We start from the raw sequence: 22,445 nt of genomic DNA, 5'->3' as shown, positions 1-22,445 counted from the left end.
TCGCCAGCCGACGGAGGTCGCCGTGATCGTAGTCCTGACAACGTTCGCCGTGGCGGCCGTCGTCGTGGCCTGCGTCGGAGGGCGACTCGGTCGATCGCTCTTCCTCTGGGCGTCCGTCGTGCCCTTCGTCGCCTTCGTCTTCACGGCGTTCCAGGGGCCCGCGGTGCTGTCGGGTGAGGTTCCCACCGAGGCCGTGCCCTGGATCCCGCAACTCGCCATCTCGCTCACGCTGCGCATGGACGTGCTCGCCTGGGTGCTCGCGCTGGTCGTGACCGGCGTCGGCGGCCTCGTGCTCGTCTACTGCGCCCGGTACTTCGAGCGCGACGAGGCCGGTCGAGCTCGGTTCGCGGCCGTGCTCGTGGCCTTCGCGGGGGCCATGTACGGCCTCGTGACGAGCGACGACGTCTTCGTCCTGTTCGTTTTCTGGGAGGCCACGAGCGTCTTCTCGTACCTGCTCATCGGGCACTACACGGCGAAGCAGGCGAGCCGCGGTGCCGCGTTGCAGGCCCTCATCGTCACGACCGCGGGCGGGCTGGCGATGCTCGTCGGCCTCGTGATCCTCGCCGTCCAGGGCGGCACCAGTTCGCTGTCGCAGCTCGTCGAGCAGCCGCCCACCGGCACGGTGGTCACGGTGGCCGTCGTGCTCGTGCTCGTCGGGGCCCTCTCGAAGTCGGCACTGGTGCCGTTCCACTTCTGGCTGCCGGCCGCCATGGCCGCACCGACGCCGGTCAGTGCTTACCTCCACGCCGCGGCGATGGTCAAGGCGGGCATCTACCTCGTCGCCCGGCTCGCGCCCGGCTACCACGACCAGCCCGGCTGGCAAGAGATCATCGTGACCGTCGGGGTCGTCACGATGGTCCTGGGCGGCTACCGCGCCCTCCGCCAGCACGACCTGAAACTCGTCCTGGCCTACGGCACGGTGAGCCAGCTGGGCTTCCTGACGATCGTGGTCGGTTTCGGCACCCGCGACGCGGCCCTCGCCGGGCTCGCCCTGCTGGTCGCCCATGCCCTGTTCAAGTCGACGCTCTTCCTCGTGGTGGGGGTCATCGACCACCGGGCGGGCACGCGAGACCTCCGCAAACTGTGCGGGCTGGGTCGCCAGGCGCCCGTCCTCCTCGTGGTGACCATTCTCGCCCTCGCGTCCATGGCCGGCGTGCCGCCCACCTTCGGCTTCGTCGCGAAGGAGGCCGTCTTGACGGCACTCTACGACGACGCCGTGACCGGCTCGGCCTGGGGCGTGATCGCGCTGGTGGGTGTGGTCGTCGGGTCGATCCTGACCACCGCGTACAGCCTGCGTTTCCTCTGGGGGGCCTTCGGGCGCAAGAAGGGCGTCGAACCGGTCGACTTCGTCCGCGAGCACGTGGACTTCCTCGCGTCGCCGATCGTCCTGGCCGTCGCCGGTGTGGTCCTCGGTCTGGTCTCGTACCAGGTCGGCCCGGTGTTCGCGCGCTACGCCGACACGCTCCCCGCCTCACCGGGCGAGCACGAGCCGTACTACCTGGCGCTGTGGCACGGAGTCGAGCCCGCGCTCGGTTTCACCGCGATCTCGCTCGTCGTCGGCGGCCTGCTGTTCTGGCAGCGTGACCGGGTGTCGCAGGTGCAGAAGGCCGTCTCGTTCCTGCCCCGCGCCTCCGACGGGTACGTGCGCATCATGGCGACCATCGACCGCACGGCGTCACGGACGACCGCGACGACGCAGCGCGGCTCGCTGCCGTTCTATCTCGCGACCATCCTCGTCGTGTTCATCGCCTCGTCGGCGGTGACGCTGGCGCTCAACAGCGACTGGCCGACCACCGCCGTGCTCTGGGACTACCCCGCGCAGCTCGCCATCGGCGGGTTGATGATCATCGGCGCCATCGCCTCGGCGCTGTCGAACAAGAGGTTCCAGGCCGTGGTCCTCGTCGGCGTGACCGGCTACGGCATGGCCGCGCTCTTCGCCCTGCACGGGGCCCCCGACCTGGCCTTGACGCAAGCCCTGATCGAGACCATCACCCTCATCGCGTTCGTCCTCGTGCTGCGTCGGCTGCCGGCCCGCCTGGGCGAGCGGAACGGGCGCACCCACCGCGCGATCCGGGCCGTCATCGGCGTCTCGGTCGGCTCCGTCATGGCCGCCATCGCCGTCGTCGCCCTCGGGGCGCGTTCGATCCCCACCATCTCCGGCGCCTTCCCCGATCTCGCCGTCGACGGTGGCCACGGCCGAAACGTCGTCAACGTGACGCTCGTCGACATCCGCGGGTGGGACACCATGGGCGAGATCGCCGTCCTCATCGTCGCTGCCACGGGCGTGGCGAGCCTCGTCTTCCTGACGTCCCGCGCCGACGTCCTGCCCCGGCCCGAGCGACGCACGCGCGCGCAGCGCTTCCTGGCACGGGTGCGACCCGTGCGCGAGCCGGCCCCGGTCGTGCCCGCCGGCGGGGCGACGGCACAGATCGGCGACAGCACCGAGGGCGACCGGCGCGCCTGGCTGTTGGCCGGGCGCAAACTCGCTCCGCAGAACCGGTCCATCCTGCTCGAGGTCGTCGTCCGGCTGATCTTCCACGCCATCATCGTCGTCTCGATCTACCTCCTCTTCGCCGGTCACAACCTGCCCGGCGGCGGCTTCGCCGGCGGTCTGGTCGCGGGCTTCGCCTTCGTGGCGCGGTACCTCGCCGGCGGGCGGTACGAACTCGGCGCGGCCGCACCCCTCGACGCCGGCAAGCTCTTGGGCGCCGGTCTGCTCACGGTCGCCGCGACGGCACTCGTCCCGCTCTTCTTCGGCGTCGACGCCCTCACGTCGACCTGGTTCGAGGCCGAGGTGCCGCTGCTCGGCCACGTCGAGTTCGTCACGTCGACGTTCTTCGACGTCGGCGTCTACCTCGTGGTCGTCGGACTGGTCCTCGACGTGCTCCGCAGTCTCGGAGCCGAGGTCGACCGTCAAGAAGAAGAGGACGCGTTCGGCCACCCGAGCGAGGTGTCCGAACCCGAAGAGGAGCCGCTCCCCGTGTCCGTCGCCGGTACGTCCCCGACCGAGCGGGGGCGCGCATGAGCGTCTCCCTCGTCCTGATCGTCGTCATGGCCGCGCTCTACGCCTGCGGCGTCTACCTGCTGCTCGAGCGCAGCATGACCCGGGTGCTGCTGGGCTTCCTGCTCGTCGGCAACGCCACGAACATCCTCATCCTGCTCATGTCCGGGCGACGCGGCGCGGCTCCCGTGGTCGACGGACAGGCCGATCCGGCCGACTTCGCCGACCCGCTGCCGCAGGCCTTCGTGCTGACGGCCATCGTCATCACCTTCGGCATCTCGGCCTTCATGCTCGCGCTGATCTACCGGTCGTGGCGACTCGCCCAGGGCGACACCCTCGCGGACGATGCCGAAGACCTCGAGATCGGACGTCGAGGCGTCCCGGCCGAAGAAGAGTCCGAGCAGGGCGACGGCGACGACGAGGCCGGTGGTGACAGCGAGTTCGGCAGCCGGGCCGAAGCGGCCGTCCCGGCCGACGATCGGCGGGCGAGCGACGACCGTCTGCCCCACGGCGACCGGCCCCACCACGACGAGAAAGGGCACCGAGCATGACCACCAGCTACCTCGTGCCGCTCGTCGTCCTGATCCCGCTGCTCGGTGCGGCGGCGGCACTGATCGCGGGTCGGCGGCCCCGGCTGCAGGCCGTCGTCTCGATCGTCGCCCTGGCCCTCGTCGTCGTGATCAGCCTCGTGCTGCTCGTCGTCGTGGACACGCAAGGAGCGATCGCCGTGCAGGTGGGCGGTTGGCAGGCGCCGTTCGGCATCACGCTCGTCGTCGACCGTCTCGCCTCGCTCATGCTCAGCATCTCGTCGATCGTCCTGCTGGCGGTGTTCGTGTTCTCGGTCGGGCAGGGCCAGGCCGACGGTGACGGCGAGGCCCCGGTCTCGATCTACAACCCGACCTACCTCATCCTCGCCACGGGCGTCTTCAACGCCTTCATCGCGGGTGACCTCTTCAACCTCTACGTGGGCTTCGAGATCCTCCTGGTGGCCAGCTACGTGCTGATCACCCTCGGCGGCACCGAGCAGCGCATCCGGGCCGGCGTGGTCTACATCGTCGTCAGCCTGGTCTCGTCCGTGCTGTTCCTCGCGTCCATCGCGATGATCTACGGCGCGCTCGGCACGGTCAACATCGCCGACATCGCCCAGAAGATGGACACCATCCCGCCCGACGTGCAGACGATCATCCACGTCATGCTGCTGACGGCGTTCGGCATCAAGGCCGCCATCTTCCCGCTGTCGTTCTGGCTGCCGGACTCGTACCCGACCGCTCCGGCCCCCGTGACCGCCGTGTTCGCCGGGTTGCTGACGAAGGTGGGCGTGTACGCCATCATCCGCACCGAGACGGTGTTGTTCGTCGAGAGCAACGTCAACGTCTACCTGTTGATCATCGCCTTGCTGACGATGATCGTGGGCATCCTCGGAGCGGTGGCCCAGGCCGACATCAAGCGTCTGCTCTCGTTCACGCTGGTCAGCCACATCGGCTACATGATCTTCGGGATCGCCCTCGGCACCGTCGAGGGTCTGGCAGCGACCATCTACTACGTCGTGCACCACATCACGGTGCAGACCACGCTCTTCCTCGGTGCGGGATTGATCGAACGGCGAGGCGGCACGGCGTCGATCACCCGGCTGGGTGGTCTGCTCAAGGCGGCGCCGATCGTGGCCGTCCTCTTCTTCATCCCGGCGCTCAACCTCGGCGGCATCCCGCCGTTCTCGGGTTTCATCGGCAAGGTGGCGCTCTTCGAGGCCGGCGCCCGGCTCGACGATCCGCTCGTGTACGTCCTCATCGGAGCCGGGGCGCTCACGTCCCTCCTCACGCTCTACGCCCTCATGCGTGCCTGGAACCTCGCGTTCTGGCGTCCCAAGGCCGACGTCGACGACCACGAGTCGCCCTTCACCGAGCATCTCGAGGAGGCCCCGGGGCGGGTGGCCGTCCAACAGCGTCGCACCAACCCCCGCACCATGGTGGGCGCGACCGCCGGCATGGTGCTCGTCTCGCTCGCCCTCACCTTCGCCGCCGGCCCGCTCTACGGCGTCGCCGAACGGGCGGCCGGTCGGGTGTACGGGTCGAACGACTACGTGCAGACGGTCTTCCCGGGCGGCCGGGGCGAGACGACGTCCGACCCGTCGTCGCCCGAGCCCGAACCGGCCTCGGACTCCGCCGACGAGGGGAGCACCCCGTGACCGGTCGTCCCACGCGCGGCGAGGTCGGCCGCAGCCTCGCCCGTCAGCTTCCCCTGCTCGTCGGGCTGGTCGTCCTCTGGATGGCCTTGTGGAACCAGTTCACCGTCCTGGCCTTCGTCACCGGCGTGGCCGTGGCTCTGCTCGTGACCCGGGTGTTCTTCCTGCCGCCGGTCGAACTGAGCGGCCGGTTCAACCTCTGGTACGCCGTGGTCTTCCTGGCGCACTTCGTGGTCGACCTGGTGCGCGCCTCCGTCATCGTCGCCTGGCAGGCCGTGCGTCCTCGTGGGGTGACCTCGAACGCCATCGTCGCCGTCCAGCTGCACACGAGGTCGGACTTCATCATGACCCTGGTCGCCGAGGCGATCTCGCTCGTTCCCGGGTCGCTCGTGGTCGAGGCCGACCGCGAACGGTCGATCCTCTACCTGCACGCCCTCGCCGTCGAGGACGTCGCCGGCGTCGAGGACGTCCGTGACGGCGTCCTGGTCGTCGAGGCCCGCCTCGTCCGGGTGCTCGGCAGCGACGACGACCGTCGTCGCATCGCCGACGGCACCCCGGCCGCCGCCGAGGTCCACGAACCGATCAGCCCGTCCTCGTCCCACGAAGGAGGTCCCTCGTGACCGTCGTCGCCTACGTCGTCGGTGCGCTGTTCGCGTTCGCCGGACTCGCGTCGGTCATCCGCATCGTGCGGGGGCCGTCGATCCTCGACCGCATGATCGCGTCCGACATGCTGCTGACCACCCTGATCTGCGTCCTCGCCGCCGACATGGTGTTCAACGGCCACACGCGGACCATCCCGGTCATCCTCGGCCTGGCGCTGACGGCAGTGCTCGGTTCGATCACGGTCGCGCGGTACGTCTCGAAGCAGGACCCGTCGTGATCCCCGAGATGGTCTACGAGGTCGCCGCCTCCGTCATGCTGATCGGTGGGGCGCTGCTGTCGGTCGCGGCAGGCATCGGGCTCCTGCGGTTCCCCGACGCCCTGTCGCGCATGCACGCCGCGACCAAGCCACAGATATTCGGCCTCATCCTCGTGCTGGCGGCGATCGCGCTCGATCAGCACACCGTCGGCACGATCGCGTCCCTGCTCGTCGTCCTCGTCTTCCAGATGCTCACCGCCCCCATCTCGGCGCACATGATCGGGCGGGCGGGGTACCGCAACGGCGACCTGTTGCGGGACCAGTTGGTCGTCGACGAACTCGACGACGCCGTGGCCCGGGCCGCCGGCGAGATCGCCGAGACCACCGAGGGCGACGTCGCCGATCTCGACGTGTCCGACCTGCCCGTCGGGTCGGCCGACGCCCTCGCCGTCGAGATGGACCGGGTGGGTGACTCCTCCGGGCTCGACGACAGTGAGGGCGACGACGAGGCCCGCGACCACGAGGGCCGGCGCACCCGCTCACGCGACGCCGCGGCGGGGGAGCCGGGCGAGCTCTGAGGCCTCCGGCCACGATGGACGGCACGGGCCCGGTCACGGCCTAAACTCGACCCATGCCAGAGAAGCCCACCCCGGACGGGATCGACATCAAACCCCGCAGCCGCGTCGTCACCGACGGCGTCGAGGCCACCACGTCGCGAGGCATGCTCCGTGCCGTCGGCATGGGCGACGAAGACTGGAGCAAGCCCCAGATCGGCATCGCCAGCAGCTGGAACGAGATCACCCCCTGCAACCTGTCGCTCGACCGACTGGCCCAGGGCGCCAAAGAGGGCGTCCACGCCGGCGGTGGTTACCCGCTGCAGTTCGGCACGGTCTCGGTGTCGGACGGCATCTCGATGGGCCACGAGGGCATGCACTTCTCGCTCGTCTCGCGCGAGGTGATCGCCGACAGCGTCGAGGTCGTCATGAACGCCGAACGTCTCGACGGGTCGGTGTTGCTCGCCGGCTGCGACAAGTCGCTGCCGGGCATGCTCATGGCCGCGGCCCGCCTCGACCTCGCCAGCGTCTTCCTCTACGCCGGCAGTGTCGCCCCCGGCTGGGTCAAGCTCAGCGACGGCACCGAGAAGAACGTCACGATCATCGACTCGTTCGAGGCGGTCGGTGCCTACAAGGCCGGCAACATGAGCGACGACGACCTCAAGGCGATCGAGTGCGCCATCGTTCCGGGCGAGGGTGCCTGCGGCGGCATGTACACCGCCAACACCATGGCCAGCGTCGCCGAGGCCCTCGGCATGAGCCTCCCCGGTTCCGCGGCCCCGCCGTCGGCCGACCGCCGCCGCGACTACTTCGCCCACCGTTCGGGCGAGGCCGTCGTCGAGATGCTCCGCCTGGGCATCACGACGCGCGACATCCTCACGAAGAAGGCTTTCGAGAACGCCATCGCCGTGGCGATGGCCTTCGGCGGCTCGACCAACGTCGTGTTGCACCTGCTCGCCATCGCGTACGAGGCCGAGGTCGACCTCACCATCGACGACTTCAACCGCATCGGTGACAAGGTGCCGCACATCGGCGACCTGAAGCCCTTCGGCAAGTACGTCATGAACGACGTCGACCGCATGGGCGGCGTGCCCGTCGTCATGAAGGCCTTGCTCGACGCGGGCCTGCTGCACGGTGACTGCCTGACCGTCACGGGCAAGACCGTGGCCGAGAACCTCGAGTCGATCAAGCCGAAGCCGCTCGACGGCAAGGTGCTGCGGACGCTCGACAACCCGATCCACGCGACCGGCGGTCTCACGGTCCTCAGCGGCTCGATGGCTCCCGAGGGCGCCGTCGTCAAGACGGCCGGCTTCGACGCCTCGGTCTTCGAGGGGCCTGCGAAGGTCTTCGAACGCGAGCGTGGCGCGATGGACGCACTCACCGAGGGGCGCATCGAGGCCGGCGACGTGGTCGTGATCCGCTACGAGGGCCCCAAGGGCGGCCCAGGCATGCGCGAGATGCTCGCCATCACCGCAGCCATCAAGGGCGCTGGGCTCGGCAAAGATGTACTACTCTTGACGGACGGACGATTCTCAGGCGGCACAACCGGCCTGTGCATCGGCCACATAGCACCCGAAGCGGTCGACTCCGGTCCGATCGCCTTCGTGCGCGATGGTGACTTGATTCGGGTCGACATCGCCGCTCGCTCGATCGACCTACTCGTCGACGCCGCAGAGCTGGACGCCCGCCGAGACGGCTGGGCACCGCTTCCTCCGCGCTACACCCGCGGTGTCCTCGCGAAGTACGCACGCCAGGTCCGTTCCGCGGCCGAGGGCGCCGTCACCTACTGACGCCTCCCGCCCTCGGGCCGAGCCGACCTGTCGTCGCACCCACGTGCACGGCGGCGTCCCGTACCGTCACCATCGATCACCGACCACGAACAGGGAACCGGCACTGATGCCTGCAGAGTCCACCCCCACGCCCGGCACCGCGACACGGACGGCCCGGCCGAGCGCCGGCGCGTCCGTCGGGGCGCCCCCCGCGCCTCCCGTTCTGACCGGATCGGGTGCCATCCTCAAGTCGCTCGAGCACCTCGGCGTGACCGACGTCTTCGGGTTGCCCGGCGGCGCCATCATCCCCTTCTACGACGAGTTGATGGCCTCGACCGCGATCCGGCACATCCTGGTCCGCCACGAGCAGGGTGCCGGCCACGCCGCCGAGGGCTACGCCGCCGCGTCCGGCCGCGTCGGCGTCGCGATCGCGACGTCCGGCCCCGGTGCGACCAACCTCGTCACGGCCATCGCGGACGCCTACATGGACAGCATGCCGCTGCTGGCCATCACCGGGCAGGTCTTCTCGACCCTCATGGGTACGGATGCCTTCCAGGAGGCCGACATCGTCGGCATCACGATGCCGATCACGAAGCACTCGTTCTTGGTGACCAAGCCCGAGGACATCCCGGCGACGCTCGCCGCGGCGTACCAGATCGCGAGTACGGGCCGTCCCGGCCCCGTGCTCGTCGACATCACGAAGGACGCGCAGCAGAACAGCGCCCCCTTCATCTGGCCGCCCGTCGTCGACCTGCCGGGCTACCGGCCGGTCACGAGGGCACACGGCAAGCAGATCACCGCTGCGGCCCAGATGATCGCCGATGCGAAGAAGCCGGTCTTCTACGTCGGCGGCGGCGTGATCCGCGCCGAGGCATCGGCCGAGCTCAGAGCCCTCGTCGAGTTGACCGGGGCTCCCGTCGTCACCACGCTGATGGCCCGCGGCGCGTTCCCCGACACCCACCCGCAGCACCTCGGCATGCCCGGCATGCACGGCACCGTCCCGGCCGTGCTCGGCCTGCAAGAGAGCGACCTCATCATCGCCCTCGGCGCGCGGTTCGACGACCGGGTGACGGGCAAGGCCGAACTGTTCGCGCCCGATGCCAAGGTCGTGCACGTCGACATCGACCCGGCCGAGATCTCGAAGATCCGCATCGCCGACGTCCCGATCGTGGGTGACGCCAAGATCGTCATCCCCGACCTCACGAGCGCCTTCGCCGAGGTCACGGGCGGCGTCAAGCCCGACATCGCCGCCTGGTGGGAGCACCTCGACGGGCTGCGCGAGCAGTTCCCGCTCGGCTACACCCAGCCCGACGACGGCCTGCTCTCGCCGCAGGCCATCATCCAGCGCATCGGTCAGCTCTCCGGCCCCGAGGCGATCTACGCCTCCGGCGTCGGCCAGCACCAGATGTGGGCGGCCCAGTTCATCGAGTACGAGCGACCGCACGCCTGGCTCAACTCGGGAGGCGCGGGCACCATGGGCTATTCGGTCCCGGCCGCCATGGGGGCCAAGGTCGCCCAGCCCGACCGGGTGGTGTGGGCGATCGACGGCGACGGTTGCTTCCAGATGACCAACCAAGAGCTGGCGACCTGCGTCATCAACGACATCCCGATCAAGGTCGCGATCATCAACAACTCGTCGCTCGGCATGGTGCGGCAGTGGCAGACGCTCTTCTACGAGGGGCGCCACTCGTTCACCGACCTCAACACCGGTCACGAGACGCGGATGGTGCCGGACTTCGTCAAGCTCGCCGACGCCTACGGCGCCCTCGGCATCCGGGTCCGCACCGAGGACGAGGTCGACGCGGCCATCGAGCTCGCCCTCGCGACGAACGACCGACCGGTCGTCATCGACTTCGTCGTCAGCCGCGACGCGATGGTCTGGCCGATGGTGCCGCAAGGGGTCTCGAACTCCGAGATCCAGCACGCCCGTGCCCTCGCTCCCGAGTGGGACGACGAGGCGCCCGGCACGAGCGCCTCCGACACCACCCGTGACGGCGACATGACCGGAGAACACGCATGAGCCACGTCCTGTCCCTGCTCGTCGAAGACAAGCCGGGTCTGCTGACCCGGGTGGCCGGGCTCTTCGCCCGCCGCGGGTTCAACATCGAGAGCCTCGCCGTCGGCAAGAGCGAGGTCGAGGGCCTGAGCCGCATCACGGTCGTCGTCGACGTCGAAGAACTGCCGCTCGAACAGGTCACCAAGCAGCTGAACAAGCTGATCAACGTGATCAAGATCGTCGAGCTCGACTACTCGCAGTCCGTGCAGCGCGAGCACCTGTTGATCAAGGTGCGCGTCGACAACACGACCCGCTCACAGGTGCTCGAGGCCGTCACCCTCTTCCGCGCCTCGGTCGTGGACGTGTCGACCGACGCCCTCGTCATCGAGGTCACGGGCGACACGGGCAAGACGACCGCGCTGCTCCGGGTGCTCGAGCCCTACGGCATCAAGGAGATCTCGCAGTCCGGCCTGCTGGCCATCGGCCGCGGTGCGAAGTCGATCACCGACCGCGTCTTCAAGAACTGAACCCGCGAGGGGTCGCGCACCGCGCCTCCTCGCCCGCACGCCCCACCGTCACCACCCAAGGAGAACCACACCGTGACTGAAATCGTCTACGACAACGACGCCGACCTGTCGATCATCCAGGGCAAGAAGGTCGCCGTCATCGGCTACGGCTCGCAGGGCCACGCCCACGCGCTGAACCTCCGCGACTCCGGCGTCGAGGTCGTCGTCGGGCTGAAGGAGGGCTCGAAGAGCCGCGCCAAGGCCGAGGAGGCCGGCTTCACCGTGCAGACGCCCGCGGAGGCCTCGGCCTGGGGCGACGTCATCGTCATCCTCGCTCCCGACCAGGTGCAGCGCCACGTGTACGCCGACGACATCGCCCCCAACCTCGCCGACGGCAAGGCCCTGGTCTTCGGACACGGCTTCAACATCCGCTTCGGCTACATCGAGGCGCCCGAGGGCGTCGACGTCGTCCTCGTCGCCCCCAAGGGCCCCGGACACACCGTCCGTCGCGAGTTCGAGGCGGGCCGCGGCGTCCCCGTGATCGTCGCCGTCGAGAAGGACGCCTCGGGTTCGGCCTGGGACCTCGCCTGGTCGTACTCCAAGGGCATCGGTGGCCTGCGTGCCGGCGGCATCAAGACGACCTTCACCGAAGAGACCGAGACCGACCTCTTCGGCGAGCAGGCTGTGCTCTGCGGCGGCACCTCGCAGCTGATCCAGTACGGGTTCGAGACCCTGACCGAGGCCGGTTACCAGCCGCAGATCGCCTACTTCGAGGTGCTCCACGAGCTGAAGCTGATCGTCGACCTGATCTGGGAGGGCGGCCTGGCCAAGCAGCGTTGGAGCGTCTCCGACACGGCCGAGTACGGCGACTACGTCTCGGGCCCCCGCGTCATCACCCCCGATGTCAAGGACAACATGAAGGCCGTCCTCGCCGACATCCAGTCGGGTGCCTTCGCGAAGCGCTTCATCGACGACCAGGACGCCGGCGCCCCCGAGTTCAAGGAACTCCGCAAGAAGGGCGAGGAGCACCCGATCGAGGCCACCGGCCAAGAGCTGCGTGCCCTGTTCGCCTGGAAGCAGCAGGACTCCGACTACGTCGACGGCAGCGCTGCGCGCTGACGCGAGGCGACACCGGAACCACCCGAGAGGGCCCCGCACCACCCGGTGCGGGGCCCTCTCGCCGTCCGTCGGCCAGGTGACGTCGTGGCATGATCTAAGGCATGGCTCAGAGCAAGAAAGCAGTGCACTTCGGCGCCGGCAACATCGGCCGCGGCTTCGTCGCCCAGTTCCTCCACGCGAGCGGCTACGAGGTCGTCTTCGCCGACGTGAACGACGACCTGATCGGGGCGCTGCAGTCGCAGTCGTCGTTCGAGGTCCACGAGGTCGGTGAAGACAGCCGCACGACGGTGGTCGACGGCTACCGAGCGATCAACAGCCGCACCGACGAGGCGGCCCTCGTCGCCGAGATCGCGACCGCCGACGTCGTGACCACCGCGGTCGGCGCCCGCATCCTGCCGTTCGTGGCACCGGTCATCGCCAAGGGGCTGGCCCAGCGGTCCGCCGACTTGGCGCCGCTCTCCGTCATCGCGTGCGAGAACGCCATCAACGCGACCGACTCGCTCGCGGCCGCCGTGCGTGAGCACGACCCTGCCGAGAACGCCGTCTTCGCGAACTGCGCCATCGACCGCATCGTACCCGAGCAGGCCGGTGGCACGCTCGACGTCACCATCGAGTCGTTCTTCGAGTGGGTCGTCGAGAGCACGCCGTTCGGCGAGCACCGCCCCGACATCGAGGGCGTCACCTGGGTCGCCGACCTCGAGCCCTTCATCGAGCGCAAGCTCTTCACGGTCAACACCGCCCACGCCGCGGCCGCCTACCACGGGTTCCGCAAGGGGCTCGCGAGCATCCGCGAGGCCCTCGACGACGCCGAGGTCATGGCCGAGGTCCGCGGCGTCCTCGCCGAGACCAAGGGACTGCTCGTGGCAAAGCACGAGCTCGACGCCGACGAGCAGCAGGCCTACATCGAGAAGAACCTGGTCCGCATCGCCAACCCGCATCTTCCCGACACCACCGAACGCGTCGGCCGCAATCCGCTCCGCAAGCTCAGCCGCCACGAGCGGTTCGTCGGACCGGCGGCGCAGGCCGCCGAGCGCGGGCTGCCCTACGACGCCCTCGTGCGCGCCGTGCGTGCCGCTCTCGACTTCTCGGTGCCCGACGACGTCGAGAGCGTCGAGCTGCAGTCGCTGCTGACCTCGGGCCTCGGGGCCGACGAGCTCACGCGCACGCTGACGGGCGTCGAGGACGACCACCCGCTGTTCCCCGCGTTGCTCGCGGCGGTCTCGTCCAAGCTCACCGCATGACGCCAGCCGAGCCGCAGGCGCCGGCCGGTGGCGACCCCGACGACGCCCTGACCTGGGGCGACGAGGCCGACAGCAGTCACGTCGAAGGGCCCACGCCGACGGGTCGTCCGCGTCGCGGCAGGCGGTTCGACTCCACCGACGACGAGCTCGGCGTCGACCTCGACGACGAGTCGGGCGACGCGGACGACGTCGACGACGGCCCGGCCGTGATGAGCTCGGCGTCGCTGGTCGTGCACGGCGTGCTCGGTGGCGTGTTCCTCCTCTGGGCCGCGGGCTGGATCGTCGCCGTGGGCGACTTCACCAACCCGTTCACCGACGCGATCTCGTCGCTCATGTGGAACCTCGGCGAGTTGTTCGCCGTGGCGGCTCCGATCGCGTGGTTCGTGGCGGTCATCGTGCTCGTCCCCGTCGACCGCACCGGGCGCCGTCTCGCCTGGATGGCCCTCGGGGCGCTTCTCGTGGCCCCCTGGCCCCTCGTGATCGGAGGCTCCGCATGAGCGACCACGAGCACGACGCCGTCTCGGTGACGGCCGGTGACGCGAGCGAACCGGGCCGCGCCTCCTTCTTCTTCTACCTCGCGGTGGCGATCGTCTTCGCCGTCTTCTTCGCCTTCGACCTGTTCGAGGCGATCTCCAACCTCGTTCTCGTGCCGCAGGTCTTCACGCAGAACAACGACTTCTACCGTGAGAACGGCCTCGACGGCCTCGTGGTGTCGCCGCCTTGGGTGCCGCTGATCGTCGGGGTCGTCGTGCCGCCCCTGGCGTTCGTGGCCGCGATCGTGGTGGGTCGCCGTCGCGAACTGTGGAAGTTCACGCTCGCGCTGTTCGCGGCCCTCGGTCTCGTGGCTGCCGTCTCGCTGACCCTCACGACGTACGTCACGACCGTCTGAGCGAGCCGAGGAGGCGCGGGTCGGGTCCTCGACGCCGCCCGTCGGGTCCAGCGTCATCCGGGCGTAACGATCCGCGCGAGTCGATAGAGTCGTCACCAGCCGCGCCCACGGCGCGTCGCGGCTCCTCACCGAACACCACCCAGAGAAGGACGTCCGCCCCGTGGCCAAGCCCGTCGTGTTGATCGCAGAAGAACTGTCACCCGCCACCGTCGACGCCCTCGGGCCCGACTTCGACGTGCGATCGGTGGACGGCACCGACCGCCCCGCCTTGCTGGCCGCCCTGGCCGACGCCGACGCGATCCTGGTGCGATCGGCGACGCAGGTCGACGCCGAGGCCATCGCCGCCGCTCCGTCGCTCAAGGTCGTCGCGCGCGCCGGTGTCGGGCTCGACAACGTCGACATCAAGGCGGCCACCACGGCCGGGGTCATGGTCGTCAACGCTCCGACGTCGAACATCATCTCGGCCGCCGAGCTCACGGTCGGCCACATCCTGAGCCTTGCGCGCCACATCCCGGCCGCGCACTCCGCCCTGGCACAGGGGCAGTGGAAACGGTCGAAGTACACCGGCGTCGAGCTGTACGAGAAGACGGTCGGCATCGTCGGCCTCGGGCGCATCGGCGCCCTGATCACGGCGCGCCTGCAGGCCTTCGGCGTGAACGTCGTGGCCTACGACCCCTACGTCACGCCGGCCCGCGCCCAGCAGCTCGGGGTCACGCTCCTGTCGCTCGACGAGCTGCTGGCCACGAGCGACTTCGTGACCATCCACATGCCCAAGACCCCCGAGACCACCGGCATGATCGGCCTCGAGCAGATGAAGGCCATGAAGAAGTCGGCATTCGTCGTCAACGTCGCCCGCGGCGGCCTCATCGACGAGGACGGCCTGTACGAGGCCCTCACCACCGGCGAGATCGCCGGCGCCGGGCTCGACGTGTTCGTGAAGGAACCCCCGGTCGACCAGAAGCTCCTGGGTCTCGAGAACGTCGTGGTGACCCCCCACCTCGGTGCCTCCACGGACGAGGCGCAAGAGAAAGCCGGCGTCTCGGTGGCCCGATCGGTGCGGCTCGCGCTCGGCGGCGAGCTCGTGCCCGACGCGGTCAACGTCGCCGGTGGCGTCATCGACCCCTACGTGCGTCCCGGCATCCCCCTGGTGGAGAAGATCGGCCAGGTGTTCTCGGGCCTCGCCGACAGCCCGTTGACGAGCGTCGACGTCGAGGTGCGCGGCGACCTGGTCGAGTACGACGTCAGCGTGCTGAAGCTGGCGGCCCTCAAGGGCATCTTCACGAACATCGTCAGCGAGTCGGTGAGCTACGTGAACGCCCCGTTGCTGGCCGAGCAGCGCGGGATCACCGTGCGTCTGCTCACCGACCCGACCAGCGACGAGTACCGCAACGTCATCACCCTGCGCGGCTCGCTCAGCGACGGTTCGCAGATCTCGGTCTCGGGCACCCTCACCGGGACGAAGCAGGTCGAGAAGATCGTCGAGATCAACGGCTACGACGTCGAGGTCCCCATCGCGGCCCACCACCTCGTCATGGTGTACACCGACCGCCCCGGCATCGTCGCGGTCTACGGTCGCGAGTTCGGCGACGCCGGCATCAACATCGCCGGCATGCAGATCGCCCGACAGAGTGCCGGCGGTCAGGCCCTCAGCGTCCTGACCATCGACAGCCCGGCCCCCGACGAGCTGGTCGAGAAGGTGCGCGTCGCCATCGACGCGAAGACGCTGCGCGAGATCGACGTCACGCTGTAGTCGTCACGGCGCCCGACGACGAACCGCCCCTCATCCGGTCAGACCGGAGAGGGGCGGTTCGTCGTCGGGGGACCTACAGGTCGAGTGACTCGTGGGCCTCGAGCTTCACCGCGTCACCACCGACCGATTGCGCGGAGGCCTTCATGCGGTCGAAGTGCATGGCGAGTCCGGGCGCGGAGAGGGTCTGCTCGTGGGTCGGGAACGCCAGTCGGGGCTTGACCGCCGCGACGTAGTCGATGACCTCGGACACCTTGAGCCACGGTGCTCCGACGGGGGTCGCGAGGACGTCCACCGGCACCGGCGGCACCGTGAACTGGTCGCCCGGGTAGAACAGCGAGCCGTCGACGAGCACGCCGACGTTGTCGATGACCGGGATGCTCTCGTGGATGACCGCGTGGCGCGAGCCGTGGAACGCGAGCGTGAAGGGGCCGACCTCGACGGTGTCGCCGTCGGCGACGACGTGCACGTCGAAGCCCTCGGCGGCCGTGGCCACGCCCGACGGACCGTAGACGGTCGCGTCGGGGTTCGTGGCGAGCAGGTGGGTCAGCTGGTCGGGGGTCCAGTGGTCGGCGTGCTCGTGGGTGACCACGACGGCGTCGACGTCGTGCAGGTCGACGAGGGGGGCCGTGAACGACCCGGGGTCGACGACGAGCTTGCGCCCGTCCTTCTCGAGGATCAGGCAGGCATGTTCGAGCTTCGTGAGGCGCATGAGAGCGACTGTACGCGTGTCGGGTGGCTCGATCTCGACGCGCCGGTGCCTCGATTTGTGACGGGCTCGCGGGGTGTGGCATACTCGACGAGTTGCAAATACGGCCCCATCGTATAGCGGCCTAGTACGTCGCCCTCTCACGGCGGTAACACGGGTTCGAATCCCGTTGGGGTCACCACCAGCACCGACAAGAAACCGTCAGGCTCTCGCCTGGCGGTTTTCTCGTTTCCGGGACGGCACGGGACGTCACGGCGCGGAACGGCACGACCCGAGACAGAACGAGACCGCCGGGCTCGCGCCGGGCGGTCTCGTTCCGTGCCTGCTGGCTCAGCCCTTCGTGGCACCTGCCAGCAGGCCGCGGACGAAGAACCGCTGCAGGGCGAAGAACACGATCAGCGGCACGATGATCGAGATGAACGCTCCGGCCGTCAGCAGCTCCCACGACTGGCCGTACGACCCCGAGAGGTCCTGCAGGGCCTTCGTGATCGGCAATCCCTGCCCGGAGGTGAAGACGGTGGCCACGAGCAGGTCGTTCCAGACCCACAAGAACTGGAAGATGCCGAACGAGGCGATCGCGGGCATCGACAGTGGCAGCACGATGCGGAAGAACACCTGTCCGTGACCGGCTCCGTCCATGCGGGCGGCCTCGATCACCTCGGCCGGGATCTCCGAGATGAAGTTGTGCAGCATGAAGATCGCCAGCGGCAGCGCGAAGATCGTGTGCGCGATCCAGACCTTCGCGAACGAACCGTCGAGGCCGTTCACGCCGAGCCCCGGCAGGATGTACAGGCCACCGATGCGCAGGCCGTCCGAGAACAGTCGAAGCAGCGGCACGAGAGCCATCTGGATCGGGACGATCTGCAGGGCGAACACCAGCACGAACATGGTGTTGCGTCCCTTGAAGTCGATCCAGGCGAACGCGTACGCCGCGAGGCTCGCGATCGTGATCGGGATCAGAGCGGCGGGCAGCGTGATGACCAGCGAGTTCAGGAACGCCTTGCCCAGCGTGAGGCTGTCACCCGAGTTCAGGGCGTTCACGTAGTTGTCGAGCGTGAACCCCGGGTTGGCGAAGACGGTCCACCATCCGGTGGTCTTGATGTCGTTCGCGGGCCGGAACGACGAGATGAAGAGGCCGGCCGTGGGCAGGGTCCAGATCACGGCGATGATCAGCGCGGCGATGGTGGCGCCGCGGCTGGTCGTGCCCTTCTTCAGCTTGCCGCTCGAGGTCTCGATCTTCGCGATTCCTCGCTTGAGCTGTCTCTCGGTGCCCGAGCCGACGGCGACCCCGACGGGGGTGGGTGTGGCAGTCATCGGATCTCCCTCTGCTTCTGGATCTGACGGGCGTTGTAGATCACGATCGGCAGCACCAGCACGAACAGGATGACGGCCAGTGCCGAGCTGTAGCCCGTGCGGCTGCCGAGCTGGAACTGCCGGACCATCTCGAACGCGAGGATGGTCGTGTCGTTGCGGCCCCCGGTCATGGCCGAGACGATGTCGTAGACCTTGAGGGACGCGATCGAGATGGTGGTGAGCACCACGATGATGGTCGTGCGGATGCCGGGGACGGTGATGTGCCGGAATGCCTGGAACCCGTTGGTGCCGTCGAGTGACGCCGCCTCGAGCTGCTCGGCGGGGACGCCCTTGATGGCGGCCGACAGCACCGTCATGGCGAACCCGGCCTGCGTCCAGATCAGCACGATCACGAGCAGGAGCGTGTTCCACGGCTCGAGCCCCAGCCAGTCCACGGGCTGGCCACCGAAGGCCACGAGGACACCGTTGAGCAGACCGATCTGCTCGCCCTGGCGGATGTCGTAGAAGAACTTGAAGATGATCGAGGCGCCCACGAACGAGATGGCCATCGGCATGAACACGAGCAACTTGAGGAACTTCTCGCCGCGGCTCTTGTCAATGAAGACGGCGTAGGCCAGACCGATCGCGGTCGCCGTGATCGGTGCCAGCAGCACCCAGACGAGCGTGTTGCCGAAGGCGGTGAGGCCGTCGGGGCTCGTGAACACCCAGACGAAGTTGTCGAGACCGGCGAAGCCGGAGCCGTCGTTCTTCATGAAGGCCTGGCCGGCGGTCGTGATGGTCGGGTAGATCAGCCCGATCAGGAGGAAGAACACGGCCGGGGTCATGAAGGCGATCAGCTGCAGCGAGTACCCGGCTCCGCGTTTCGAGCGGTAGTCGAGCAGGAACAGACCGCCGCCGAGGACGGCGGCGACGGCGGCGACCCAGATGACCGAGTTGTAGAGGCCGAACGCCAGCAGCACGACGACCGGGACGACCACGCAGACGGCCAGTCGGATGATCGTGTACTGCAGGCCTCGGCGGGGGGCGAACTCGACGAAGACGAGCACCACGGCCACGAGGGCGGTGAAGGCGACGAGGATCAGGGGGATCTGCGCCAGGGGCGGGATTCCCGCCAGCCACTGGAAGAAACTGGACATCTCTGTCCTTTCACGTTCGGGTCCGAGCAGGACGCGGCCGGACGCCGTCGCCCGGGGCGGCGAGCGGGGCGGCGAGCGGGCGCGGGGTCAGGGGCCACCGACGTGCGGTGGCCCCTGTGGCGCGGGTGTTACGAGGTGTAGCCGGCCTGGATCTCGTCGAGCACCGTGTCGGTGTCGGTGCCGTCGATCCAGTCGACCATGCCCTTCCAGAAGCTGTCGGAGCCGACCGACTTGGGCATCAGGTCGGAACCGTCGAAGCGGAAGGTGGTGTCGGTGCCCTGGAGGATCTCGACGGCGCCCTTGAGCAGGTCGCTGCCGGCGTTCTCGGGGTCGAGGCCCTTGTTCGCGGAGATGACGCCACCGAGGGAGACGCGGCTGTTGGCCCAGTCGGCACTGGCGAGGTACGCCTGCACCTTGGCGGTGTCGTCGTCGTTCGAGAACGCGGCGACGAACTCACCACCACCGGTGACGGCTGCCGGGTCGTCCTCCTTCATCGGCGGGGTGAGGAAGGCCCAGACGTCGCCGTCCTCGGCGACCGTCGCCGGCTGACCGCTCGCGTTGTTCGCGGCCGTCAGGAAGCCCTCGAAGAACGAGGCCTGGTGGGTCAGGGCGCAGCTGCCGTTCGCCACGTTCGTCGCGACGTCGCCGAAGGCGGTCGAGTTGATCGACTTGACGTCGCCGTAGCCGGCGTTCACGAGGCTCGGGTCGAGCAGGATGTCGCCCACCGAGTCGAACGCTGCCTTGATCTCGGGGTCGGTGAACTTCGTGTCACCCGCGACCCACGAGTCGTAGGCGTCGGGGCCGGCCTCGCGCAGGACGAGGTCCTCGACCCAGTCGGTGCCGGGCCAGCCCGAGGCCTCGCCCGAGTTGAAGCCGGCGCACCACGAGGGGCCGCCGGTCTTCTCCTGGATGGTCTTCGAGAGGGCGACGAGCTCGTCGTAGGTCTTGGGGACCTCGACGCCCCACTCCTCGAACTTGGCGGGGGAGTACCAGACGTAGCCCTTGACGCTGGCCATCAGGGGGGCGCCGTACTGCTTGCCGTCGACCTGACCGTACTTCTGCCAGTCCTCGGACCAGCCCTCCTTGACGTTGGCCAGCGCATCGGCGGGCAGTTCTTGCACCTTGCCGGACGCGACCGTGTCGGCCAGCAGGCCGGGCTGGGGGAAGATCGCCAGGTCGGGGGTGTCGCCACCCTGGACCTTGATGCCGATCTGCTTCTCGAACTCTTTGTCGCCCGTGTACTTGATCTCGATGTCGTTGGCCTTCTCCCAGTCGGCCCAGGACTGCTCGAGGAGCGTGGCCTCGTCGCCGTTGATCGTGCCGTAGACGTTGACGACGCCGTCGGCGGTTCCGACGTCGCCGGCACCCGCGCCTCCGGCGTTGGGGTCGTTGGGGTCGGCCGTGCCGGAGCAACCGGCCAACAGGAAGCTCGACGCCGCCAGGATGGCCAGGGGGCCCGTGAAGCGGCGGTGCAGGGATGCTCGCATTGGTGTCTCCTCATTGAGTCGCAAGAGCGGACGGCCCGTGCTGTCGGGATGATCGTCCGCCGCACGTCGTCGTCGACGCGCGTCGACGATGAGTGTCACATACTCGCAGGAGGCGCGCAACCGGATCTGCTAGGTCGTCCGCTCGGGGGGAGCAGGCGCCGAGGTGCCCCGCACGACGAGCCGTGGTGCCACGAGGACGTGGGGGGCGTCGTGGCGTCGACCCTCGATGCGGTCGACGAGATCGTCGACCGCGGCGGCGGCGATGTCGGCGCCGGGCGGGTTCACGGTGGTGAGCGGGGGTGAGGTCATCTCGGCGGCGAGGTCGCCGATGCTCAACGCGACGACCGTGAGATCGTCCGGGATCGACCGGCCGGCCGTCGCCGCGGCCTGCACGAAGCCGGCGAGCGCCATCTCGTTGAAGGCGAGCACCGCCGTCGGTCGGGCCGCCGAGGCGACGAAGGCGTCGAAGGCCCGGCGGCCCCCCGGGACGGAGTCGTCGGCCGAATGCGTCTCGAGCGTCAGGCCCCTCTCGCCGACGGGGCGGACCAGCGCCCTCGACGTCCGGTCGAGCGGACCGGACCCGCGCTCGGGGGTCCGGATGCTCTGCCCGAGGAAGAAGACGCGCCGGTGGCCGAGGTCGGCGAGGTGGTCGACCGCCTGACGGGCCAGCGAGTCGTAGTCGGCGTCGACGAACCAGAGCCCGTCGACGTCGTCGGGGCGCCCGATGTTCGTGAACGGCAGACGGGACCGCGACAGCACGGCCACGCGGTCGTCGCGTGCCGTGAGCTCCATCAGGATCACGCCGTCGACCAGGCCCTCGCTCACGAGGCTGCCGAGTCCCTCGACGTCGTCGATGGGGTTCGACCACAGCAGCAGGTGGTAACCCCGGCATCTCGCCCGGTCGGTGGCCGCCGCCACGTACTCGAACTCGGACGACGTGACGCCGCGGCGTCCGTACGGGTAGTGCAGGGCGAGGATGCCGCCACGTGCGCCGGCGAGACCCCGGGCGAACGCGTTGGGCGTGTAGTTCAACTCGGCCATCGCCGCTTCGACCCGGCGGCGGGTGGCGGCGGAGATGGTCCGTCGCCCGCTGATGGCGTACGACACGGTGCTCGACGAGACGCCTGCCAGACGCGCCACGTCGTCACGGGTTGCCGGCATTCTCGTCCACCTCGTCGTCGATCGTGTGCACAGCATACGAGCGACGGCCCGGTGGTCCGCGCGGCCGACCGGTCCGTCAGAGGCGGGTCAGGAGGGCCACACCGGTCGGAACTGCACGCTGATGCGAGGACCGACGGCCTTCTTGGTCTTGGCGATGGCGTGCTCGTGGGTCCGTTGGCAGCTTCCGCCCATCACCAGGAGGTCGCCGTGGCCGAGCGGGAACCGCCGGGTCGTGCCGGTCGAGCGGGACCGCACCGCGAGCGTGCGCGGTGCCCCGAGCGAGAGGATGCCCACCATCGTGTCGCGGTCGATCGTGCGCCCCACGTGGTCACCGTGCCAGGCGATGCTGTCGTCGCCCGTCCGGTAGAAACACAGCCCCGCCCGGTCGAAGCGCTGCTCGACGGGGGCACCGCGCTCGTGCGCGTAGTAGGCGTTGAGGTCGTCTCGAGCCTGGGCGAGCACGGGGTCCGGGAGTGCGTCGCCCACGTCGTAGGACGAGACGAGCCGGGGCACCTCGACCACCCGGTCGTACATCTGGCGGCGGTCGGCTCGCCACGGCACGTCGGTCACGAGACGCTCGAACAGGGCGTCGGAATTCGACGCCCAGCCCGGGACGACGTCCAGCCAGGCGCCCTCGTCGAGGTCGAGGTGGTCGACGCGCCCGACGAGCGGCGCGAGGTCGGGGCCGTCGGACAGGCCGTCGAGCAGAGAGGCGGTGAAGGGGAGGCTCATCCCGACACCCTACGCTCGATTCGAACACGTGTTCGAGCCGGGC

Annotated in this window: 20 protein-coding genes and 1 tRNA gene; 15 read left to right on the top strand and 6 right to left on the bottom strand. The window is 69.2% G+C overall.

Features of this window, described 5'->3' with window-relative positions; genetic code table 11:
• Nucleotides 1–22 precede the first annotated feature (22 nt).
• From SZ60_RS04320 to serA, 14 genes are all read left to right on the top strand, one after another.
• On the top strand, nt 23–3,025 hold the full coding sequence (locus SZ60_RS04320) for a Na+/H+ antiporter subunit A (RefSeq protein WP_082059861.1): 3,003 nt from the start codon (nt 23–25) through the stop codon (nt 3,023–3,025).
• Nucleotides 3,022–3,552 (top strand): Na(+)/H(+) antiporter subunit C, encoded by a 531-nt coding sequence (locus tag SZ60_RS04315; RefSeq protein WP_043593985.1) that lies wholly within the window; start codon nt 3,022–3,024, stop codon nt 3,550–3,552. The genes SZ60_RS04320 and SZ60_RS04315 overlap by 4 nt, the downstream gene beginning before the upstream one ends.
• Nucleotides 3,549–5,186 carry a Na+/H+ antiporter subunit D gene (locus SZ60_RS04310; RefSeq protein ID WP_082059860.1) on the top strand — a complete coding sequence of 546 codons (1,638 nt, stop codon included), beginning with the start codon at nt 3,549–3,551 and terminating at the stop codon, nt 5,184–5,186. Before SZ60_RS04315 ends, SZ60_RS04310 begins: the two co-directional genes overlap by 4 nt.
• Nucleotides 5,183–5,803 (top strand): Na+/H+ antiporter subunit E, encoded by a 621-nt coding sequence (locus tag SZ60_RS04305; RefSeq protein WP_043593984.1) that lies wholly within the window; start codon nt 5,183–5,185, stop codon nt 5,801–5,803. Before SZ60_RS04310 ends, SZ60_RS04305 begins: the two co-directional genes overlap by 4 nt.
• Nucleotides 5,800–6,063, top strand: coding sequence for a monovalent cation/H+ antiporter complex subunit F (locus SZ60_RS04300; RefSeq protein ID WP_043593982.1), 264 nt, complete (start codon nt 5,800–5,802; stop codon nt 6,061–6,063). Before SZ60_RS04305 ends, SZ60_RS04300 begins: the two co-directional genes overlap by 4 nt.
• Entirely contained in the window at nt 6,060–6,620 is a 561-nt protein-coding gene (mnhG, locus tag SZ60_RS16790; RefSeq protein ID WP_231567047.1) for a monovalent cation/H(+) antiporter subunit G, read from the top strand. The genes SZ60_RS04300 and mnhG overlap by 4 nt, the downstream gene beginning before the upstream one ends.
• 53 nt (nt 6,621–6,673) lie before the next feature.
• Nucleotides 6,674–8,386: a dihydroxy-acid dehydratase gene (ilvD, locus tag SZ60_RS04290; protein ID WP_043593981.1), complete on the top strand. Its 1,713-nt coding sequence runs from the start codon at nt 6,674–6,676 to the stop codon at nt 8,384–8,386.
• A 106-nt stretch (nt 8,387–8,492) separates the two neighbouring features.
• Nucleotides 8,493–10,385, top strand: a complete 1,893-nt coding sequence (locus tag SZ60_RS04285) for an acetolactate synthase large subunit (protein ID WP_082059859.1) — start codon at nt 8,493–8,495, stop codon at nt 10,383–10,385.
• Nucleotides 10,382–10,888, top strand: a complete 507-nt coding sequence (gene ilvN / locus SZ60_RS04280; protein WP_043593980.1) for an acetolactate synthase small subunit — start codon at nt 10,382–10,384, stop codon at nt 10,886–10,888. Before SZ60_RS04285 ends, ilvN begins: the two co-directional genes overlap by 4 nt.
• 72 nt (nt 10,889–10,960) lie before the next feature.
• A complete protein-coding gene (ilvC, locus tag SZ60_RS04275; RefSeq protein ID WP_043593978.1) occupies nt 10,961–11,986 on the top strand; it encodes a ketol-acid reductoisomerase in 1,026 nt (341 codons plus the stop codon).
• Nucleotides 11,987–12,087: 101 nt separating this feature from the next.
• Nucleotides 12,088–13,227: a mannitol-1-phosphate 5-dehydrogenase gene (locus SZ60_RS04270; protein WP_043593976.1), complete on the top strand. Its 1,140-nt coding sequence runs from the start codon at nt 12,088–12,090 to the stop codon at nt 13,225–13,227.
• Nucleotides 13,224–13,724, top strand: coding sequence for a hypothetical protein (locus SZ60_RS04265; RefSeq protein WP_043593974.1), 501 nt, complete (start codon nt 13,224–13,226; stop codon nt 13,722–13,724). Before SZ60_RS04270 ends, SZ60_RS04265 begins: the two co-directional genes overlap by 4 nt.
• Nucleotides 13,721–14,116, top strand: coding sequence for a hypothetical protein (locus SZ60_RS04260; protein WP_043593972.1), 396 nt, complete (start codon nt 13,721–13,723; stop codon nt 14,114–14,116). Before SZ60_RS04265 ends, SZ60_RS04260 begins: the two co-directional genes overlap by 4 nt.
• A gap of 160 nt (nt 14,117–14,276) precedes the next feature.
• Nucleotides 14,277–15,866 (top strand): phosphoglycerate dehydrogenase, encoded by a 1,590-nt coding sequence (serA, locus tag SZ60_RS04255; protein ID WP_043593971.1) that lies wholly within the window; start codon nt 14,277–14,279, stop codon nt 15,864–15,866.
• Between the two features lie 73 nt (nt 15,867–15,939).
• On the opposite strand, the gene SZ60_RS04250 is transcribed toward serA, so the two are convergent.
• Complete coding sequence (locus SZ60_RS04250; protein WP_043593970.1) at nt 15,940–16,575, bottom strand: MBL fold metallo-hydrolase; 636 nt, start codon at nt 16,573–16,575, stop codon at nt 15,940–15,942.
• Between the two features lie 102 nt (nt 16,576–16,677).
• Here SZ60_RS04250 and SZ60_RS04245 point away from each other — a divergent pair.
• Nucleotides 16,678–16,753: transfer RNA gene (locus SZ60_RS04245), tRNA-Glu, on the top strand.
• A gap of 149 nt (nt 16,754–16,902) precedes the next feature.
• Here the strand turns inward: SZ60_RS04245 and SZ60_RS04240 are convergent.
• The 5 genes from SZ60_RS04240 to SZ60_RS04220 form a co-directional block, all read right to left on the bottom strand.
• Nucleotides 16,903–17,886, bottom strand: coding sequence for a carbohydrate ABC transporter permease (locus SZ60_RS04240; protein WP_043593968.1), 984 nt, complete (start codon nt 17,884–17,886; stop codon nt 16,903–16,905).
• Nucleotides 17,883–19,022: a carbohydrate ABC transporter permease gene (locus tag SZ60_RS04235; protein ID WP_043593966.1), complete on the bottom strand. Its 1,140-nt coding sequence runs from the start codon at nt 19,020–19,022 to the stop codon at nt 17,883–17,885. Before SZ60_RS04235 ends, SZ60_RS04240 begins: the two co-directional genes overlap by 4 nt.
• A 128-nt stretch (nt 19,023–19,150) precedes the next feature.
• The gene (locus SZ60_RS04230; protein WP_043593965.1) at nt 19,151–20,509 is read right to left on the bottom strand and encodes an ABC transporter substrate-binding protein; all 1,359 of its coding nucleotides are present in this window, start codon (nt 20,507–20,509) and stop codon (nt 19,151–19,153) included.
• 129 nt (nt 20,510–20,638) lie between these two features.
• A complete protein-coding gene (locus SZ60_RS04225; RefSeq protein ID WP_043593963.1) occupies nt 20,639–21,670 on the bottom strand; it encodes a LacI family DNA-binding transcriptional regulator in 1,032 nt (343 codons plus the stop codon).
• A gap of 87 nt (nt 21,671–21,757) precedes the next feature.
• On the bottom strand, nt 21,758–22,402 hold the full coding sequence (locus SZ60_RS04220; protein WP_043593961.1) for an alpha-ketoglutarate-dependent dioxygenase AlkB: 645 nt from the start codon (nt 22,400–22,402) through the stop codon (nt 21,758–21,760).
• Nucleotides 22,403–22,445: the final 43 nt, after the last annotated feature.

It is taken from the genome of Frigoribacterium sp. MEB024, assembly GCF_000878135.1.
GTDB lineage: Bacteria > Actinomycetota > Actinomycetes > Actinomycetales > Microbacteriaceae > Frigoribacterium.
This window is presented reverse-complemented; position numbering and strand designations above follow the sequence as displayed.

Bases quoted from the DNA above. Each gene is read 5' to 3' on its own strand.
- SZ60_RS04265 (WP_043593974.1), top strand. From the start codon at position 13,224: ATGACGCCAGCCGAGCCGCAGGCGCCGGCCGGTGGCGACCCCGACGAC.
- SZ60_RS04285 (WP_082059859.1), top strand. From the start codon at position 8,493: ATGCCTGCAGAGTCCACCCCCACGCCCGGCACCGCGACACGGACGGCC.
- SZ60_RS04240 (WP_043593968.1), bottom strand. From the start codon at position 17,886: ATGACTGCCACACCCACCCCCGTCGGGGTCGCCGTCGGCTCGGGCACC.
- SZ60_RS04220 (WP_043593961.1), bottom strand. From the start codon at position 22,402: ATGAGCCTCCCCTTCACCGCCTCTCTGCTCGACGGCCTGTCCGACGGC.
- SZ60_RS04250 (WP_043593970.1), bottom strand. From the start codon at position 16,575: ATGCGCCTCACGAAGCTCGAACATGCCTGCCTGATCCTCGAGAAGGAC.
- SZ60_RS04235 (WP_043593966.1), bottom strand. From the start codon at position 19,022: ATGTCCAGTTTCTTCCAGTGGCTGGCGGGAATCCCGCCCCTGGCGCAG.
- SZ60_RS04230 (WP_043593965.1), bottom strand. From the start codon at position 20,509: ATGCGAGCATCCCTGCACCGCCGCTTCACGGGCCCCCTGGCCATCCTG.
- SZ60_RS04260 (WP_043593972.1), top strand. From the start codon at position 13,721: ATGAGCGACCACGAGCACGACGCCGTCTCGGTGACGGCCGGTGACGCG.
- SZ60_RS04310 (WP_082059860.1), top strand. From the start codon at position 3,549: ATGACCACCAGCTACCTCGTGCCGCTCGTCGTCCTGATCCCGCTGCTC.
- SZ60_RS04315 (WP_043593985.1), top strand. From the start codon at position 3,022: ATGAGCGTCTCCCTCGTCCTGATCGTCGTCATGGCCGCGCTCTACGCC.
- SZ60_RS04270 (WP_043593976.1), top strand. From the start codon at position 12,088: ATGGCTCAGAGCAAGAAAGCAGTGCACTTCGGCGCCGGCAACATCGGC.
- SZ60_RS04225 (WP_043593963.1), bottom strand. From the start codon at position 21,670: ATGCCGGCAACCCGTGACGACGTGGCGCGTCTGGCAGGCGTCTCGTCG.
- ilvN (WP_043593980.1), top strand. From the start codon at position 10,382: ATGAGCCACGTCCTGTCCCTGCTCGTCGAAGACAAGCCGGGTCTGCTG.
- ilvD (WP_043593981.1), top strand. From the start codon at position 6,674: ATGCCAGAGAAGCCCACCCCGGACGGGATCGACATCAAACCCCGCAGC.